Source organism: Rhizorhabdus dicambivorans, assembly GCF_002355275.1.
Classification (GTDB): domain Bacteria; phylum Pseudomonadota; class Alphaproteobacteria; order Sphingomonadales; family Sphingomonadaceae; genus Rhizorhabdus; species Rhizorhabdus dicambivorans.
Window position 1 is genome coordinate 2,639,239 of sequence record NZ_CP023449.1, and the last position, 17,483, is coordinate 2,656,721.

Annotated in this window: 16 protein-coding genes, 1 tRNA gene and 2 pseudogenes; 11 read left to right on the plus strand and 8 right to left on the minus strand. The window is 61.8% G+C overall.

Annotation, left to right across the window (positions count from 1 at the left end; genetic code table 11):
* Entirely contained in the window at positions 1–309 is a 309-nt protein-coding gene (locus tag CMV14_RS12505) for a hypothetical protein (protein WP_066959252.1), read from the minus strand.
* Between the two features lie 202 nt (positions 310–511).
* Between CMV14_RS12505 and CMV14_RS12510 the strand changes: the two genes are divergently transcribed.
* Positions 512–1,276 carry an SDR family oxidoreductase gene (locus CMV14_RS12510; RefSeq protein ID WP_066959254.1) on the plus strand — a complete coding sequence of 255 codons (765 nt, stop codon included), beginning with the start codon at positions 512–514 and terminating at the stop codon, positions 1,274–1,276.
* Positions 1,277–1,312: 36 nt separating this feature from the next.
* On the opposite strand, the gene CMV14_RS12515 is transcribed toward CMV14_RS12510, so the two are convergent.
* The gene (locus CMV14_RS12515) at positions 1,313–3,556 is read right to left on the minus strand and encodes a hypothetical protein (RefSeq protein ID WP_066959345.1); all 2,244 of its coding nucleotides are present in this window, start codon (positions 3,554–3,556) and stop codon (positions 1,313–1,315) included.
* A 281-nt stretch (positions 3,557–3,837) separates the two neighbouring features.
* Here CMV14_RS12515 and CMV14_RS12520 point away from each other — a divergent pair, with 281 nt between their 5' ends.
* Together CMV14_RS12520 and CMV14_RS12525 are read left to right on the plus strand one after the other, a co-directional pair.
* Entirely contained in the window at positions 3,838–4,017 is a 180-nt protein-coding gene (locus CMV14_RS12520) for a hypothetical protein (protein ID WP_066959256.1), read from the plus strand.
* 28 nt (positions 4,018–4,045) lie between these two features.
* A complete protein-coding gene (locus CMV14_RS12525; RefSeq protein ID WP_066959257.1) occupies positions 4,046–4,261 on the plus strand; it encodes a hypothetical protein in 216 nt (71 codons plus the stop codon).
* A gap of 426 nt (positions 4,262–4,687) precedes the next feature.
* Here the strand turns inward: CMV14_RS12525 and CMV14_RS27580 are convergent.
* Positions 4,688–4,809: pseudogene (locus CMV14_RS27580) on the minus strand (transposase); the annotation flags it as partial.
* 152 nt (positions 4,810–4,961) lie between these two features.
* On the opposite strand from CMV14_RS27580, the gene CMV14_RS12530 reads away from it, so the two are divergent.
* The 7 genes from CMV14_RS12530 (at position 4,962) to CMV14_RS12555 (ending at position 12,040) form a co-directional block, all read left to right on the plus strand.
* Entirely contained in the window at positions 4,962–5,534 is a 573-nt protein-coding gene (locus CMV14_RS12530) for an RNA polymerase sigma factor (RefSeq protein ID WP_066959347.1), read from the plus strand.
* A complete protein-coding gene (locus tag CMV14_RS12535; protein ID WP_066959263.1) occupies positions 5,531–6,496 on the plus strand; it encodes a FecR family protein in 966 nt (321 codons plus the stop codon). The genes CMV14_RS12530 and CMV14_RS12535 overlap by 4 nt, the downstream gene beginning before the upstream one ends.
* Positions 6,497–6,574: 78 nt before the next feature.
* Positions 6,575–9,157, plus strand: coding sequence for a TonB-dependent receptor (locus tag CMV14_RS12540; RefSeq protein ID WP_066959265.1), 2,583 nt, complete (start codon positions 6,575–6,577; stop codon positions 9,155–9,157).
* A gap of 323 nt (positions 9,158–9,480) precedes the next feature.
* Positions 9,481–10,767 carry a spinster family MFS transporter gene (locus CMV14_RS12545; protein ID WP_066959267.1) on the plus strand — a complete coding sequence of 429 codons (1,287 nt, stop codon included), beginning with the start codon at positions 9,481–9,483 and terminating at the stop codon, positions 10,765–10,767.
* Positions 10,760–10,930, plus strand: a complete 171-nt coding sequence (locus CMV14_RS26760; RefSeq protein ID WP_176488939.1) for a hypothetical protein — start codon at positions 10,760–10,762, stop codon at positions 10,928–10,930. Before CMV14_RS12545 ends, CMV14_RS26760 begins: the two co-directional genes overlap by 8 nt.
* Positions 10,931–11,059: 129 nt before the next feature.
* On the plus strand, positions 11,060–11,473 hold the full coding sequence (locus tag CMV14_RS12550; RefSeq protein WP_066959269.1) for a nuclear transport factor 2 family protein: 414 nt from the start codon (positions 11,060–11,062) through the stop codon (positions 11,471–11,473).
* A 372-nt stretch (positions 11,474–11,845) separates the two neighbouring features.
* The gene (locus CMV14_RS12555) at positions 11,846–12,040 is read left to right on the plus strand and encodes a site-specific integrase (RefSeq protein ID WP_066959272.1); all 195 of its coding nucleotides are present in this window, start codon (positions 11,846–11,848) and stop codon (positions 12,038–12,040) included.
* 250 nt (positions 12,041–12,290) lie between these two features.
* Here CMV14_RS12555 and CMV14_RS26470 read toward each other — a convergent pair.
* Positions 12,291–12,384, minus strand: a tRNA-Lys gene (locus CMV14_RS26470).
* Between the two features lie 169 nt (positions 12,385–12,553).
* Between CMV14_RS26470 and CMV14_RS12560 the strand changes: the two genes are divergently transcribed.
* Positions 12,554–13,882 (plus strand): tyrosine-type recombinase/integrase, encoded by a 1,329-nt coding sequence (locus CMV14_RS12560; protein WP_083215661.1) that lies wholly within the window; start codon positions 12,554–12,556, stop codon positions 13,880–13,882.
* Positions 13,883–13,954: 72 nt separating this feature from the next.
* On the opposite strand, the pseudogene CMV14_RS27160 reads toward CMV14_RS12560, so the two are convergent.
* The 4 genes and pseudogenes from CMV14_RS27160 to istA form a co-directional block, all read right to left on the minus strand.
* A pseudogene (locus CMV14_RS27160) lies at positions 13,955–14,092 on the minus strand (IS3 family transposase); the annotation flags it as partial.
* 364 nt (positions 14,093–14,456) lie between these two features.
* Positions 14,457–15,086: a fumarylacetoacetate hydrolase family protein gene (locus CMV14_RS12565; RefSeq protein ID WP_238147009.1), complete on the minus strand. Its 630-nt coding sequence runs from the start codon at positions 15,084–15,086 to the stop codon at positions 14,457–14,459.
* A 144-nt stretch (positions 15,087–15,230) separates the two neighbouring features.
* Entirely contained in the window at positions 15,231–15,989 is a 759-nt protein-coding gene (istB, locus tag CMV14_RS12570; RefSeq protein WP_066970376.1) for an IS21-like element helper ATPase IstB, read from the minus strand.
* Positions 15,986–17,482 carry an IS21 family transposase gene (gene istA, locus CMV14_RS12575; protein ID WP_066970373.1) on the minus strand — a complete coding sequence of 499 codons (1,497 nt, stop codon included), beginning with the start codon at positions 17,480–17,482 and terminating at the stop codon, positions 15,986–15,988. Before istA ends, istB begins: the two co-directional genes overlap by 4 nt.
* Position 17,483 lies beyond the last annotated feature (1 nt).

Genomic DNA, 17,483 nt, shown 5'->3' on the forward strand with positions numbered 1-17,483 from the left:
TCAGCGGCTCCCGCCGACCGGAGCGTCCGCACCGGTCCGGGGTTGATCATCGACGGGGCGGGGAGACAGGTCGCCGCCCCCTCCCGCGGGATCGCTGTCGAAATCCTCGGCTCCGCCCGAGCCGCCAGCACCCGCGCCGCTGCCGATCACCACGCCGCTGCCCTGCTGCGGGGCGCGTCTGCCGCGGTTTTCCTCTGCCGCCGCAGCCTCGCGCCGGACCTGCGGCCCTGCCTTGATCCGGCTCGATTCCTCATCGCCGGTGTAGCCCGATCGAAGAGGCGGAGCAGGGAGAGGATCTGTGCCGGTCATGGGGATTCTCGCGCAGTTTGTCCTGGTGCGAGAACCGCCAAGCCTTCCACAAGGTCCACTGATCAAAGATTATTTGGGCTTCTCACGGACGGCCCGAGACATAACGCACTCGATCTGCGCCGAGCCGAGGAACATGCGAGCTTCCCACAGGCTTGAACGAGGGACGCGGCACCGGATGTCAGCCCGCCGACGGGAGAAGAGGATGAACGGCAATATCCCCATGACCGATGCCCACACCGAATATCCTTCGCTCCAGGGGCGCAAGGCGGTGATTACCGGGGGCACGACCGGTATCGGCCGCGCCATCGCCATACTGCTGGCCGGCGAGGGCGCGCGTGTCTTCATCTGCGGACGGACGCCCGAGCATCTCGACGACGCGCTGCGGCGCATTCGCGAGGTGGGGGAGGGCGACGGCGTCAATGTCGACCTGTCGCGCCGCGAGGAGGTCGATCGCTTCTTCGCCAAGGCGGATGACTATCTGGGCCGCCCGGATATCGCCGTGATCAACGCCGCCGTCCCGGCCGGGGCGCTGGAAGATACGTCCGAGGACGAACTCTACTATCAGACCGCCACCGATCTGACGGCCTATCTGGCCTGCACGCGCAAGGCGGCGAGACGGATGGCGGCGGGTAGCGACGTGATCCTGATCGGATCGATGTCGGCCGTGTCGCAGTCGCCCGGTTCCTCCATCTATGTCGCGGCCAAGGCGGGGATCGAGGGCTTCGCCGTGGCGCTTCGCAAGGAGCTGTCCGAGAAGGACATAAAGGTCGGGCTGATCGAACCGGGCTTCACCGGCGCCGATTTCCAATATCCCGATTACCCGCCAGAGAAGCAGGTCGAACTGATCAACGGGCACCGCATGCTGCGGTCCGAGGATATCGCGGTGGCCGCACATTTCATGCTGCGCCAGCCGCGCCGGACGGCGGTATCAATGATCAGGGTGGAGACGCGGCTCAAACACCCCTGAGCGGCGCGGCCAGCGCGCGGGGACGATGGCGCATCGTCAGGAGTCTCCACGAGCCTTTCCGGTCGCTGGCAGCCATTGCAGGACCAGGCGGCCTTCGGCCGGGACCCGGTAATCGACCCGGTCCGGCCGCCGCCGCCGCGGCTTGATCGGATCGCCGTCAGCGGTGCATAGGGTGAGGCGCGGCATGCGCCGGCGCGGCAGGCGGATGACCGACAGATCGGCGCCGTAGCCCTCAGCCCCGTCGAGCTGGATCGCCAGGGCATGCTCCCCGGTCCGTTCGATGCCGCGCAGGAACTGGTTGCAGAAAAGCCGGAACGGCGCATCCGTCACCCAATGCTCCGAGCGAGTGGCGAAGACAAACGCGGCACCGGCGCCGTAAATCTCCTGCCCAACCTGTCCCGCAGCTTGTCCGTCGGCATAGATATCCTCGAGCGGGAAGGACAGCTTCGGGTCGATATGACCATTGCGGATCTTAGTCGCCAGTATCTTTCGCGGCAGCGTGTCAGGATAGTAGAACCAGGCGCGATCGAGCGCATAGCGACAATATTCGCTGACCAGCGCGCGCACAGCCGGTTCGAGGCGGGGCCCTCCGTCATCCAGCAGGCGCTCGAACGCCGCGAAGCTCTCGAAACATTCGTAGATCGCCATATATGGCGCGTCCTGAAGGCAGGTGGCCCCCAGGAAATTATGGTAATGGCGCGCCGCCCCGATCTCCGATTCCCATATCTCGGTGTTGTGGAAGAAGCTGGCGAGATAGACATAGCCCTGCTGTAGATAATCGGGCTCGTCGGTGATCCGCCACAGCCGGAGGCAGGCCGCCGCGCCCCAGGCGGTGAGATTGGCCTGATAATTCAGGGTGAAGCGCATGCCCCGTGCCGCTTCGATCGCGGCGCGGGCTTCGTCCAGGAAGCGTTTGTCGTCAGTCAGCTGGAAGCAGAGGAGCATTACATAGGCATAGATGCCGCCGACGTCGGTCTGCCCATGATCGTCGGCGGCGGTGGCGGTAATGATCGAGAAGTCGCCGACCTTGAACTGGATCGGCCAGCGATAGTGGAAATGGTGGGCCGCGCGGATCGCATATTCGAGCGAGTCGAAAAGCAGGGCTTTTGCTTCTTCCACACCGTCGAGCGCCAGGCGGGCAAGATTGAGCAGCGGGTGATACAGATACCAGCTGTCGACCGCGTCGGCATCCTTGTCCTCCCCGACATTGGGAAGGTAGCGGCGTAGGCAGCCCAGCTTCGCATCGTAGAATTTCGGCAGGCCCTGAAGGAGCGACCTTTCCAGCGCGACCGGCTTGCCCCGCCATTTCGCATAGTCATGAAGCGCGGCGATCAGCGAAAGCTGCACCATGGCGTCGGGATATTCGCTGTCGGTATAGGGGTGGACATAGAGATGCCCGTAATGGCGGACCGTGGCCTTGGGTGAGTTGATCAGGTCCTGAAGTGTGCGGTCAGCGCGGTCCGTCCAGTCGCGATATTCGACATCCGGCCGGTCGATCGCCGCATAGGCAGAGCCCAGCAGTTGCAGGAACAGCCTCGCCATATCCTGCTCGTCGCGGGCCGGCATGTCGCGAAAGACGAGGATCGCGTCGGAGATGGTCAGCGTTTCCCCGGGGGGGAGCGGCTTGGTGGGCGGCGTGCCGCTTTGGGGCGGCGAGGGGGGCAGGTAGCCGAATTCTGGCCATTCGCCGCCCACCACGCCGTCCGGAACGGTGTCGGTCGCACGATAATAGCCGTTCATCGCCGTGAGGTTCTGGAAATAGAGCAGGCTGCCCATTCCCGGCTCGTCCCTGCGGAGGAACAGGAGACCCGTGTTAACGCCGCGCTGAGCGGCTTCGACCTGTCCCCGGGCGCCGGTCGGATCGTCGTGGACATCGAGCGGATAGAGGTCGCGCGGCAGGAAGGGTATAAGGAGAGGGACGGCAGGCGTTAGCCTCACCGTCATCCGCAGCCGGTGCAAATCGGTAACGCTGGTCGCGAACCATATCTCGTGGCGGCCGAGCGGGCTTTTCACTTCGATCAGCACAGCGTCGCTTGCCGGCTTCCTGCGCGCGGTGAGCCCCGGCGCATAGGCGGCACGCAGGGCAAAGCCGCCGAGGCCGGGCCGGCGGATCAGCGCCCAGACCGAATCCGCCCCTTGTGCTACCTCCACGGCCAGATCGCCCAGAGCGAAGATGGCGAGCCGTTTCATCGAGCGATCGGCAAGTTCTTCCCTCAGCGCAAGCAAATAGGGGCTGGCGCCGGGAAGCTGTTTCTCTTTGCTCCTTGCTGCCGCCTTCATCGTCATCGCTTCCCCCGATCAGTATCGGCCTGGCGCCGAGGCCGGGCCTATGCTGGCTGCTTCAAGTCCAGGTCGAATGGGCATCGCAATCCTCCGAGGAGTTCGCGTTGCGGAACGCCCAAGGCGACGGCAAGTTCATGCGCCGGCAATAATTTCGATTTTCATTTCAATATTTTAACATGAGTTAAATGGGGCGGGCGCTCGGCCGTTGCGGCGGCTAAACGAGCGGAACGCCTGGGCCTGCCGATCGCTTTGCCCTCAACAACGGGAGAAGGGATGACATGACCGAACATGGCAGCGGCCTGTGGGGCCTCATCACGATCATCGGCCCGATCCTGCTCGCGCTCGCGCTCGTCTGGGCGATCGCCCACAACCGGCGCTCACGGGCGGAAAAGGAGCGTTCTGAACGTGCGGTCCGCCAACAGCATGAAGAACAGCGTCGTCGCGAGGGCGTGGGCTGAACGGTGGCTTTGAAAGAGGAGCATGACAATGGAACGCAATGACCGGCTCGATCCTGAGGCCAGGCAAACCGAGGATATTCCCCGTCGTGGCCCGGCGGGCGACGGGCGGCCCAACCAGCAGGACCCCGATCCGCGCACCCGCGGCGGCAAGCCGCAGGAGGACGTGGCTGACCGACCTGTCGTGGGGCAGGTGCGCCCGGAGGACTATCCGGCCGAAGATCGGCGGACCAGCCGCCCGGATTGAACCTGCCATGGAGGGGAATGTCGGTATCGGCCGCGGTCGAAATTCGCGTTCGCGCAACTGCGCGCGAAGGACGTGCGCGACAAGTTCGCTCTGGCGCCTGAATATCACCGCAGCGTAAGTGCGACGAAGGCCAAGCAGAAGCGGAGGATCGGACGGAAGCGGGAGCGCTGATCGTTGCAAGCCCACGCTGCCGTTTATGGGTTTACGACCTAGTTTTCTAGGCGCCCCCGCTTTCAAAATCTACTGCCGTTCGAACTCGACGGGTGAGAGCATCCCGTTCCTGACCTACTTTGCATCTCGAGCGAAATACGCGGTGGCTTTTTAAGATATCGGCTCCTCGGTCATCCGGACTAGCTCGCGCTTCAACTGACGGATCTCGGCATCCTTGCCGGCATCGCCCGACACTAGCTTCGCCAACTGTCACTTCCACGAATACAGCGAGTGGGGCTGACGCCGAGCCGCTGTGAAACCTCCGCTATCCGATAACCACTCTCGGTGATCTGCGCCACCGTATCGCCCTTGATCGCTAAAATGGGCTTCCCCGTCATCGCCTCCTGTCTTCAAAATCAGGATCGAAGGCGTCCAGAAATCTAGGGGCTGCTTATCTTCCGCGTCGGAAAGATAATCGCGTTACCCATTTCGCAAGGAGAATTGTCTCCTCTCTTCGGTCAACTATAACGCGAGGATGTTCGACGGACAGATGGTCGACGATGCCGCTCTTAACGCATGGTTCAAACGAGAGGTGCTCCCGCTCGAGCGGGCGCTGACGGCCTATGTGCGCAGAAATTGGAGGGTGGCGGAAGACGTGTTCGAATTGCGGCAGGACATATATGAACATGCGCTCGTAGGCGCGCGGCGCGAGCTGCCGGTCAATACGCGCGCCTATATGTACACGCTCGCGCGCAATCACCTGATCAACCAGGCCAAGCGGTCTCGAATCGTGTCCTTCGAGATCATCGCGGACCTCGACCACGAGACACCCAATTTCGACATGTTCGAGGCCGACCGCGCAATGACCGCGCGCGACGAGCTTCGCCACGCCATAGCCGGGATCGACAAGCTGCCGCCGCGGTGCCGCGAGGTCGTGCGGCTGCGGAAGCTGAACGGTCTGTCGACGCAGGAAGCCGCAGAAGCGCTCGGCGTCTCGACCGAGACCATTCGCCAGCAGCTCAAACACGGGATGAAAGCACTGATCGACCACATGGTCGGGGGCAGCGGCAAGATCGTTCGACCACGGTTCAGCAGGCGTTCGGCACAGGAGATGCAGCCATGAGCCGACACCGCGCGATTGAGGACAAGGCGATCGATTGGCTGATCCGCAAGGACGAGCCGGACTGGTCGGAGGGCGACCAAGCTGAGCTGGACGCCTGGATCGGGGAGTCCATGGCCAACCGAGCAGCCTATCTGCGCGCCGAGTATGGCTGGGCGGAGGCCGAGCGGGTGAAGTCGCTCGGTGACTGGGGCAAGCCTGACTCCAGCAGCAGCCGTCAGCCCATGGGCAGGTGGTGGTTGGGAGCGATTGCGGCGAGCATCCTCGCTGTGGTTGGAATCGGCACTTATTCATTCGCGCCCCAATTGGCCGATCAGCCGCAGTTGCGGGAGGCGCGCTTTGACACGCCGGTGGGCGGGCGCAAGGTCATCAATCTCTCGGACGGCAGCAAGATCGATCTCAACACCCAGTCGGTGGTCCGCACCGCGGTTCACGACAAAAGGCGCGCTGTCTGGTTGGACTCGGGCGAGGCCTATTTCGAGGTTGCGCACCGTAAGGGCGAGCCGTTCGTGGTTTATGCGGGCGAGCAGACAATCACTGTGCTTGGCACCAAGTTCTCGGTGCGGCGCGACCAGGATCGGGTGACGGTGAACGTCATCGAGGGCCGTGTGCGGATCGATGACGGCCATAACCGCTACACCAACGGGGCGATCATCACTGCCGGCGACACGGCAATTGCTCGCGGCGACTCGACGCTGATTGCAGCCAAGTCCGAAGAGCGTGTCGAGAACGCGCTTGCCTGGCGCGACGGCAAGCTGACCTTCAATCTGGTCCCGCTCTCGGAAGCCGCGGCCGAGTTCAACCGCTACAATCGCACCCAGCTGATCATCGATCCGTCGGCGGCGGACATCCCGATCGGCGGCATTTTCCAGGCTTCCAATGTCGGCGCGTTCGCGCGGCTGCTGCACGATGCGTACGGGCTCAAATTTGAACAGGATGACGATCGCATCACGATTTCAAGCTGACGATGTTACCCTTTTGGGACGCTCGATTGTCGGGTGCGAGTGGGGCTGAAAAATCTGCCCGGTCCAAAAGGGGGGAATATGATCCGCACACTCGCCGCGGCAATCGCGACCAGCAGCATCGTAGCGCTCGCCGCGCCGACGGCCGCGCAGACGCGGGAGTTCAACGTGCCCGCAGGTCCGCTCAAGGCGGCGCTGGATATGTTCGCGCGTCAGTCTGGGCGTCAGGTGATATACCGCGCCGAAGTCCAATCCGCTCGCTCGCCGGGCGTGCGCGGTGTCCGAACCGCAGAGCAGGCGTTGGACGCAATTCTCGCGGGCACCGGTTTCACCGTCAGGCAAGACAGCAGTGGTGCTCTGGCGATCGTGAAGGCGGGAAACGGCGAAACCGTTAGTGCCGTGGCGTCGTCGAAGGCTCCGGCAATCGAAGGCGAAGTGAGCACGGACATCGTCGTGACCGCCCAGCGGCGCGAGCAGGCTGTCATCGACGTGCCGGTCTCGGTGAGCGTGGTATCCGCCAAGCAGGTGGAAAACCTCAACCTGTCGACCTTCACGTCGGTTACCCAGCAGACGCCGAACTTCAACATCACCTACAGGCTCGGCGGCAATTCGGCGCCCGATTTGAACATCCGTGGCATTCGTGGCGAAGGATCCGCTTCGCGCGTCAACGAGAGCTCGGTCGCCGTCTATGTTGACGAGGTCTATCTTGGCGACGAGAGCAGCCTGTCGGGTCAGATCTTCGATGTGCAGCGGGTCGAAGTGCTGCGTGGCCCGCAGGGCACGCTGTTCGGCCGCAACACCACCGGCGGTCTCGTGCACTTCGTCTCGGCAGCGCCGACCGCTGAGTTCACCGGCAAAGCCAGCGTTCTCTATGGCTCGGATGACTGGGTGAACGTCAACGGCGTGGTCAGCGGCGGCTTCGGCGAAAAGGTTCGCACCCGGCTCGCCGGTCAGTTCGAGCGGCACGACGGCCACTTCACCAACCGTGCAACCCTGCCCGGCGCCCCGAAGAAGCTGGCGGCGAAGAAGGTGTGGAGCCTCCGCAGCACGACCGACTTCGATATCGGCGAGGCCTCGACGTTCCGGTTCCAGGTGACCCAGTCCCAGACCGATTCCGAATCCACACCTCCCTTTGGTCTGGGAGTATGGCGGGACGCCTCACGGGCGCGCTGCTCGCGGGCGGAAATACTCGCCGCGCAATGCGTTGATGCCGTCGTTCTCAGCGGGCAACCTCGGCAGGTCAAGCCGCACTCCGGCGACGCGATCACCGAAGCGTCCCGCGATGAACTGGCAATCAAGCAAAACCTGACCTCGCTCACCGGCAAGTTCGAGACGGATCTGGGCTGGGCGTCCGTAGTCAACATCGCCAACTACACGGACTTCAAATCACGGACTGGTGTTGACGCGGATCAATCGTCGACACCCAGCGGCCTGCAGGGCTCCAACTTCATCGCAGTGTTTCGCAATCGCTCCCATCAATTCAGCGACGAGTTGCGTATCCAGGGTACGACCGATAGGCTGAATTGGGTCGGCGGGCTTTTTTACTATGAGGACAGCAAGAAAAACAACATTCTTACCGTTCTCCGTTCCAATGCGCGTGTGAACCTCCTGCAGATCGGATCCAATGTCCGCGTTGATACCACATCCGGTGCGGTGTTCGGGCAGGCCGATTGGGAGTTCGTCGATCGGTGGACGCTTTCAGCCGGAGCGCGTTATACGATCGAGAACCGGGAGCTGAAGGAGGCCAAGGTCGGCGCGAACGACATCCTGGCGCGCATCAAGGCTCGGCCCGATCTTTATGCTGATCCCGATCCGGTAACGAAGGACGTGACTGGGCGGGTGAGCCTGACCTGGGAGCCGACCACCGATAACAGTCTCTACGCCAGCTACTCACGCGGTGCTAAGAGCGTCGCCTATAACGCATTCTATCTCGACACCAGCGCCGCTGGCATCGCAGCCAACGCCAACCTGACCGGCCCGGTGGGCCAGGAGCATCTCAATGCCTTCGAGATCGGCAGCAAGAACCGGTTCTTTGACCGGACGTTGATGCTCAACCTCGCGGCCTTCTATTATCTTTTCGACGGCAAGCAGGAAGTGCTGAGTGCCGTGGACCTGAGCACCGGAGTGCCGCTCGCTTCGACCCGCTTCCTGAATGTCGGCACAGCCGAGATTTACGGCGCGGAAGCCGAACTGAATTATACGCCGAACGAGCGCTGGAATTTCAGCCTGTCGGGCGGTCTTCTGCATAGTGAAATTACAAAGTCGCCGCTTATCATCAGCAGTCCGAACCTGGGCATTATGCCGCTGCAGGGGAAGCCGCTTCCGCAGACGCCGAAGTGGAATGTGAACGCCACACTTGCGCACCATATTCCGGTCGACCAAGTCGGCGTCTTCACGCTTCAGGCCGAAGGGCGGGCGCAGGCGAAGCAGAACTTCGTTCTGACCGACGACCCCTTGGTGGACGTACCCTCCTACGGCGTCGTCAACTTCCGCATCATGTGGAAGTCGGAAGACGAGAAGTATAACGCGCAGGCATTCGTGACCAATGCCTTCAAAAAGGACTACTTCGCCCGATTGATCGAAACCACTATAGCGGCGGGCTCGCTGGTCGCGCAACTGGGCGAACCCCGTCTGTGGGGCGTCAAGTTCGGCGTCTCGTTCTGATCGTGCATTGAGTCTTCAACCCTTTATCGTTCCTATACTTTGCACGACAAAGGGTTGACCTGCAGTCCCGATGCTTTGACCTGATGGCGTCGACCGTGCCTGCACCAGGCTGGCGTGCCAGAATGCGGACATTGGCGGCACGAAAGATGTCCCGGCAAGTCAAATTCACGACGCACGAGGGAGGATTATCATGCTGGTACCTGATTATCCCAATGCTCTGGCTGGCCGAATTGCATTGCTGAAGGCGCACCGCCGTTGCGTGGCTCTGACAGGTCCTTACCGGCCGCTCCTTGCCGCTCTCTCCTCGCGAAGGATTCGATAGAGTGACGATCGATACGTCCGCCAGGTCGCACAGCGCTGTCTATGGCTGGTATGTCGTGGCAGTGCTGATGTTCTGTCAGACGCTCGCCTCGCTCGACGCCAAACTGCCCTTCATTCTCGTGGAATCGATCAAGCACGACCTGAGCTTGAGCGACACCCAGATCGGCTTGATCACCGGGCCGGCATTTTCCCTCACCTATGCAATCGCCGCGATACCGATTGCGAAATTTTCGGATCGCGGCGTGCGCGTCCACATCATCTCTGGCGCGATCGTGCTATGGAGCGCGCTAACCGCGCTCGGTGGTTTCGCTCTGGGCATTATGACGCTGGTGTTGAGCCGCACCGGCGTCGCTATTGGCGAGGCGGCTCTCTTGCCAGCCTCTCACTCGATCATCGCCGATTACACTGACAAGGCATCACGACCGAAGGCCATTGCCATCTATTCGCTGGGGCTCGCGATCGGCGCCTTCCTCGCGCTTTCTCTTGGTGGCTATCTGAACGATCGGTTCGGATGGCGCGCGACTTTGTTCATCATAGGCGCTAGCGGCCTGGCAATTTCGCTGCTTGTGTTCATTACCGTGCGCGAGCCCAAGCGTGACTGGACGACCGGCGCACGGGAATCCCCTAAGGGCGACATTCTCAGTCTCTTCCGCAACAAACCGGTCCGCAACCTGATTTTGGGCGGTACCTTGGTGGGAATCGGTGCAGGTGCTTTGAGCGGCTGGGCGCCTGCCTATATCATGCGGACTTTCCACCTCACTGCGACGGAAACCGGTGCAACCTACGGAGCAATAGCCGGAGCGGTCGGTGTAATAGGCATATTGTGCGGGGGGTTCGTCGCTGGGTGGTTCGCGCAACGTGCCCCTCGCAACACCTTCTATCTACTGGCTATTTGCCTCCTCGTCGCCATGGTCGCACAGATGGGCTCGCTACTGACGGGCAGCTATGGGCTTTTTATAGTCCTATCGGCAGTCAGTACCCTATTGTTGGCATCCTATATCGCTCCCACCTACGCCACCGTCCAGACACTCGTCGATCCAGGTGCACGGAGTTTCGCCGCCGCTGTCACGCTCTTTTCCATAAATGGCGTAGGATTCGCCGCGGGCGCCTTCTTCTGCGGTTGGTTAAGTGATTTACTTCGTCCTCACTACGGCACGAATTCCTTGAAGATCGCTCTCCTGATCCTGTCGGTTTTCTTATTCTGGAGTGCCGTACACTATATCCTCGTCGGACGTCATTTGCCGGATACAGTGGAGCAGAGCCGGCGAGATGGGTGCAGATATGTTTGACATTATCGGGAGCGGCATTGCCGGGCTTTTGGTCGCGGCAAGGTTGGCCTCACAACTCGGCGTTGAGCCGCAGCGCGATCATCTTCCATTACGGCTTCGCAAGCCGGATCATATGAAGTTTTACTGCCGCGATCCAAGAATCTTTCAAGAAAGTATTACATAAACCAAATCACTCTCAACTAAAAATGTTGGAATACGCGAATTAACCATAATATATTTTCATTATTCATTCACGAACCCATATTTGTCCATAAAATGGTCAAATAGTTTACAGCATAGGAGGACCAGCATTATGAATAACGTCGAGACTACTCTCGCCTTTGTCGCGGCCTATAATGACGCGGACGTCGAGCGCATGAACTCCCTGATGACCGAGGACGGCGAGGTGCTGATGCCGGCGATCGGCGTCAACAAGGTGCGTTGGCAGCCGTCGGGCCCGGCCTCGGAGATGGCCAGGGACCGCACGATCGAGGTGCGTCGGATCTTCACCGGCGACGACGTGGTCGCCTTCGAGTTCCTGTGGCACGCCATCAGCAAGGGCGGCCCTGGCCTCGCCCCAGTCGGCGAGCGGGTCACGATGGAGAATTGCATCGTCCTCAGCTTCCGCGACGGGCTCATCCGCCGGTATTGCGAGTACATCGGCCGGCACACCGGCATGGACCTTCTCACCATAGCCAGCCGGCTGGCCGGGGCCACCAGCGCCTAAAGAGCCTCTGCCGCCATTACGCCTTTCAGTCAGAATCGCCCGCCCCAGTCAGCACGAATCCGCTCGGCCATTTTCCAGTCGAGCGATTGATCGAGCATCGCGTTGAAATCGTCGGAGACTGCCATCGAAACATTGGCGCCTTGCTGAACACGCGTTTCAAGATCGGGCGACGAGAAACGATCGCCGACGAAGCATCCAGCCAGGATTGGCGGCCAAGAAGTCCTATCGGAATGAGCGCGAAGTGGTTTTGTTTGCGCTGGCCACCGGCGTCCCGCAGGGTATGTCCTCGATCTTACCTGGGATCGCGTTTAGCTGCACCGACGCACGGCGATAATCGAGCACGGCGATACGAGGAATGGCGGGGCCCTTGGCGTGCCGCTGAACGATATCGCGATGGCCGCTCTCGAACGGCTTCAGGGCAAGCATGAGACGAGCGTGTTCGCCTTCCGGGGCAATCCGCTCCGCTCGGCGAATATGCGGGCGTGGCGCAAGGCGTTGAATCGGTCAGGGATAACCGATTTCCGCTGGCATGATTTGCGTCCCGCCTGGGCGAGTTGGCTCCGGTGAAATGATGTTCCACTTGGGTGCTTCAGGAGCTGGGGAGGCTGGAAATCCGAATCGACGGTGCGCCGCTACGCGCATCTATCGGTGAGGCATCTCCAGCCGTATGCCGACAGCTGACCGTTGCGTCGCTACCCGGAATGACCGGAGAGGCGCCGCGGTCGGAGAGACCATGTCACAAAATCAGCTAAGTCCGGCAAGGACAGGCTGATTTTGGCGTCGCACGATAGTAGATTGTTGATTTAATTGAGGGAAATGGTGGACGCACTAGGGCTCGAACCTAGGACCCGCTGATTAAGAGTCATTTTTAGCGACGGTCTGGTATCATCCATCGCCGTCCACCAGCGTCCCGCAGTTCCATTGTAAGGCAATGATAGGCAAGGAGTTTGTCAGAAGGTCCATTCCCACTACGTCCGCGATGGTGTAGGTTCGATCACCTCCGGTCGGGGCTCTGGTGGAGCCTATACGGAGCCTAATTTCAGCTTCCGAACGACGTCGAGATGGTCTGGAGACTGGGGAATGGCCGAGCTTCTGACGAAGAATGCGATCGAGGCGCTGATCGCTCGGGCAGCGCGAGAGAAGGCCCAGCTCGAGCTGCGCGACCAACGCGAGCCGGGCCTTCGCCTGCGCGCGGGGGCGCGGTCGGCGGTTTGGCTGCTCGTGATCCGGCTGAACAATGGCAAGCGCAGCCGGGTCAAGCTCGGCACCTGGCCGGGCATGGCTATCTCGGATGCCCGCGCGGCTGCCCACACGGTGCGCAGCCAGATCGTGCAGGGCATTGATCCCAATGCCGAGAAGCAGGCGGCTGCGAAGGAAGCGGCGGCCGAGGCGAGACGGCGCGTGTCGATCAAGGACGTGCTCGACACCTATGAGCGCTTGGTCCTCACAGGTCATCGCCGCGGCGCCGCGACGCGACGGGCGCTCGACGGCAAGGCGGGCCTGCTCACAACGCTCGCGAATCGGACGCCCGCCTCGATCACCCGACTTGAACTCGGCGACCTTGTGAAGAAGCACGCGCGCAAGGCGCCTATCTCCGCCAATCGCAAGCTCGCCTATGCCTCGGCCTTCTTCAACTGGTGCGCCGACGAGGGCGTGCTTGCCGCCAATCCGCTCGAGAAGATGCGCAAGCCTGCCAAGGAGAATGAGCGCGACCGCTACCACACGCTCGATGAGTTGCGTGAAATCTGGAATGCAGCCGGGACGCTGGGCTATCCGTTTGAGCAGCTCTATCGCCTGCTCATCGTGCTGCCCCACCGGCGCGAGGAAGTCGCGGCCTTGCCGGTCGCCGACCTGACGCTTGGCGACGACGATGCGCCTGACCAGGGTATCTGGCTGCTGTCCGCGCCGCGGACGAAGAATGCCAGCGCGTTGCGTGTACCATTGTCGCCGCTCGCGCGCTCGATCATCGTCGAGGCAATGACTCATCAGGACCGGCCTCAGGACTCCAGATATCTCTTCACCACCACCGGCGACACGCCGGTCTCGGGGTTCACGAAGGCCAAGCGGCGGCTCGACAAGGCCATTCATGCGGCGCGGGTGAAGGCCGCGGAGGAGAGGGGAGGGGAGGAGAAGGTCGAGCCGATGCCCCACTGGACGGTCCACGACTTCCGGACGACCTTCAACACCCATGCCTGCGAGCTGCTCGGTGTGCCGCCCCACGTCGCCGACCGCGTCCTCAACCATGTGGCGACCGCGACACGCTCCAAGGTCATGCGGATCTACAACAGATCGGAGCTGTTTGAACCGCGCCGGGAGGCGTTGTGCGCTTGGGCGGAGATGCTGCACGAGCGGCTCGGCGTGCCACGCCCCAGGAACGAAGGAGTGAAGGTCTCGCAGGTTGCATCATGAGGAGGTGCATGTTCCACCTGCGCTGGCATGTGATGCTTTTCGTCGCTGCCCCGAGCCAGATCACCCGGTGTGTCGCGCTGCTCGCCGGCGACTAATTCCAAGACGTTCATCAAGCAACTCGCGGGTCAAGCGCGGGCTGCCGTGGGTGCTGTTCGAGCGGGCGCAGGCTGAGCGGACGTGGGCCAGCAGAACCACGTCCTCGCGCTGCTGTGGGCTAGAGCCGTCTCGAGTTCGACGCATTCAAACGATGCGCCGTGTCTTTGAAGGCCTGCTTCAGCATCCCTCAGCATCTTCTGCAGGGCATCGAGTGTCGCGGGGCAGGAGGTCGTCGCTACGGCGTAGCGAAGATGGCGAATATCTCGATTGAGCGAAATTGAGCTCTGCGCTCTCGATGACATAAGCATCTATGCATATTAGGTGCGATGACCGCCGGCCTGTCTTGATCATCTGGGTTCAACCAACTCGAAACGGCGCTATCCGGACGAGATCGCCAAGCGAAGTAGCCGCTCTGGCCACACCGAGAACCTGCTCGACGTGTGGAGGCGCCGTGTTGACGCGGCGCCCATGGTTCCGGTTATCCGACCTGATTGCCGATCTTCGTCTCGACACTAGGCAGGCTATCGATCTTGCCGAGTAAATAATCTCCCGGGACAACGGCACCGACACCAGCCGGCGTGCCGGTAAAGATCAGGTCACCCGGACCCAATGGATAATATTGTGACAGGATTGAGATAATCTCCGCCGTCGACCAGATCATGTCGCCAATGCTGGATGTCTGTCTTATTGTGCCATTAACCTCAAGCGAGATGCGCGCTGTGCCCAAGGACGGGACGGCGGACGCGGGGCGGATGCTGCCCATCACGGCCGATTCTTCAAAGGATTTTCCGAGATCCCAAGGCCGTCCCTGCTCGCGCGCTTGGAGTTGGAGATCGCGGCGGGTCATGTCGAGCCCGCAGGCGTAACCGTAGACGGCATCCAGTACGTTGTCGGTGTTCGCCTTGAACCGATGCGCTCCCATGGCGATCACCAGTTCCATTTCGTAATGGTAGTTTGCTGTGCCGGGCGGATAGGCAATGGTGCTGCCCGACGGCACGACTGAGTCAGGGAATTTCGTGAAAAAGAAGGGCGGCTCGCGGTCCGGATCGCGCCCCATTTCCCGCGCGTGGTCGGCGTAGTTGCGACCGACGCAAAAGATGCGGCGCACCGGATAACGCAATTGTCAACGGCGGAGCAATTTCCGGCCACCGGGCGGAGCAAAAGTCGGCCACCCTTGCGCCCGGCTGAGACCGCCGTGAGGGCGTAGCCCGAGCGGGGTCTCAGCCGGGCGCGGCGATTTTTTTGAAAGGTTTCAGCCAGCCTTTCGGGCGCGGCTTTGGGCGAGACGATAGCTGTCGCCGTTCATTTCGAGAATGTTGACGTGGTGGGTGATGCGATCGAGCAGTGCGCCGGTCAGTCGTTCTGATCCCAAGGTTTCGGTCCATTCATCGAAAGGCAGATTGCTGGTGATCAGGGTGGCACCGCGCTCGTAACGCTGGGAGATCAGCTCGAACAGCAATTCCGCACCGGTCTTGGAGAGCGGCACGAAGCCCAGTTCGTCGATGATCAGCAGCTTGTAGGCGGCCATCTGCTTCTGGAAGCGGAGCAGACGCCGCTCGTCTCGAGCCTCCATCATCTCGCTGACCAGGGCCGCCGCCGTGGTGAAGCCGACGGATAAGCCTTTCTGGCAGGCGACCAGGCCGAGGCCGAGCGCGACATGCGTCTTGCCCGTGCCGCTGGGACCGAGAGCGATGACGTTCTCGCGGCGCTCGATCCATTCACATCTGGCCAGTTCCAGCACCTGTATCTTGTTGAGCTTGGGGATGGCGGCAAAGTCGAAGCTGTCGAGGCTTTTGACGACCGGGAATTTGGCCGCCTTGATCCGCCGTTCGACCTTGCGGCGATCGCGCTCGATCATCTCCCGCTCGGCAAGCCGGAAGAGGTAGCCGACGTGATCGACGTCCTCGGTTGCGCAGAGTCGGGCCAGCTTTTGGTGCTCGCGCTGGAAGGTCGGCAGCTTGAGGGTCTTGAGATAGTGGGCGAGCAGGATGTCAGGTGCTTCGGTGCTCATGCCGCCTCTCCCGCATCAGACGACAGGAGGCGCATATACGCCTTCGCCGAGGTCTTCTCGACCGTCGCCCTCGGAAGGTACGGATAGATCGACAGGTCCAATCGCGGCGGTCGGCGTTCTACGCGGCACAGGATCAGATGCTTGACCGCATCGAAGCCGATCGCGCCGAGCTGAAGGGCCTGCCTTACCGCCGCATGCAGGTCGGCAAGCTCGAAGCTTTCCAGCAGACGGAGAACCTGGACGTATTCCCGCCGGCCATGCTTTGCCATGCGGCCTTCCATCAAACGGCGCAGCGTGGCGAACTCGTCCGGCAGATCCCAGCCCTGCAATGGAGCTGCCTGATCCAGCGCATTGATCTTCTGCTCGATCAGCGGCAGGTAATGGACGGGGTCGAAGACGATGTCTTCCCGTTCCCAGCTCCGGGGATGGCGGGCGATGATCTCACCACGGCAACCGATCACCACCTGATCGACATAGCCCCGGACCCAGACGTCTTGATGACCGTAGGCAACCGGCACGGAATAGTCGTTCGTTTTGTAGCGCACCAGCGATTGGGCTGTCACAACAGCGCTGGTCTGGTCGCAGGCATCAAACGGCGACGCCGGCAAGGGACGCATGGCGGCAAGATCGCGCTGCAGCCGTTCGCCGATCGTCTCGTTCTCGCCGCGTAGCTTATCGCGCTGGCGCTTTCGGCACTGCTCCTCCAGAAAATCGTTGAACGCATCCCATGTCGCAAACTGCGGGATCGGCACCATAAAGTTGCGCCGGGCATATCCGACAAGACCCTCCACATTCCCCTTGTCATTACCCTTTCCCGGACGGCCATAGCGATCGCGGATCAGGTAGTGGGACAAAAAACCGCTGAACAGCGCTGCCCGCTTGCGCGTGCCGTCGGGCAGGATCTTCGCCACAAGGCAACGGTCGTTGTCGTATACGATCGACTGCGGCACGCCTCCGAAGAAGGCAAACGCATGGATGTGGCCGTCGACCCAGGCCTCGGCCACCGCCGCCGGATAGGCCCGCACGTAGCAGCCGTCGCTATGCGGAAGATCGAGCACGAAGAAGCGCGCCTTCTGCTCGACGCCGCCGATCACCACAGTCGCCTCGCCAAAGTCGGCCTGCGCATGGCCGGGAGGATGCGACAGCGGCACGAACACCTCCCGGCGGCGCTGATCCCGCTCGCGCATGTAGTCCTTGATGATCGTGTAGCCGCCGGTGAACCCGCATTCGTCGCGCAGCCGGTCGAACACCCGCTTGGCAGTATGCCGCTGCTTGCGCGGCACCTTCATATCCTCGTCGAGCCAATGCTCGATCGTCGAAACGAACGCATCCAGCTTCGGCCGCCGGATCGGTGATCGCCGCTGATAGCCGGGCGGTATCGAATACGACACCATCTTGGCGACGCTGTCGCGAGATATGTTGAAATGCTTTGCTGCCTGGCGCTGCGTCATCCCTTCGGAGACAGCCAGGCGAACCTTCAGATATAGTTCCACG

What these genes read in the sequence shown, in the direction of transcription:
- CMV14_RS12550 (WP_066959269.1), top strand. Translation starts at nt 11,060, where the DNA reads ATGAATAACGTCGAGACTACTCTCGCCTTTGTCGCGGCCTATAATGAC.
- CMV14_RS12560 (WP_083215661.1), top strand. Translation starts at nt 12,554, where the DNA reads ATGGCCGAGCTTCTGACGAAGAATGCGATCGAGGCGCTGATCGCTCGG.
- CMV14_RS12530 (WP_066959347.1), top strand. Translation starts at nt 4,962, where the DNA reads ATGGTCGACGATGCCGCTCTTAACGCATGGTTCAAACGAGAGGTGCTC.
- CMV14_RS12520 (WP_066959256.1), top strand. Translation starts at nt 3,838, where the DNA reads ATGACCGAACATGGCAGCGGCCTGTGGGGCCTCATCACGATCATCGGC.
- CMV14_RS12505 (WP_066959252.1), bottom strand. Translation starts at nt 309, where the DNA reads ATGACCGGCACAGATCCTCTCCCTGCTCCGCCTCTTCGATCGGGCTAC.
- CMV14_RS12540 (WP_066959265.1), top strand. Translation starts at nt 6,575, where the DNA reads ATGATCCGCACACTCGCCGCGGCAATCGCGACCAGCAGCATCGTAGCG.
- CMV14_RS12525 (WP_066959257.1), top strand. Translation starts at nt 4,046, where the DNA reads ATGGAACGCAATGACCGGCTCGATCCTGAGGCCAGGCAAACCGAGGAT.
- CMV14_RS12510 (WP_066959254.1), top strand. Translation starts at nt 512, where the DNA reads ATGAACGGCAATATCCCCATGACCGATGCCCACACCGAATATCCTTCG.
- CMV14_RS12535 (WP_066959263.1), top strand. Translation starts at nt 5,531, where the DNA reads ATGAGCCGACACCGCGCGATTGAGGACAAGGCGATCGATTGGCTGATC.
- CMV14_RS12515 (WP_066959345.1), bottom strand. Translation starts at nt 3,556, where the DNA reads ATGAAGGCGGCAGCAAGGAGCAAAGAGAAACAGCTTCCCGGCGCCAGC.
- istB (WP_066970376.1), bottom strand. Translation starts at nt 15,989, where the DNA reads ATGAGCACCGAAGCACCTGACATCCTGCTCGCCCACTATCTCAAGACC.
- CMV14_RS26760 (WP_176488939.1), top strand. Translation starts at nt 10,760, where the DNA reads ATGTTTGACATTATCGGGAGCGGCATTGCCGGGCTTTTGGTCGCGGCA.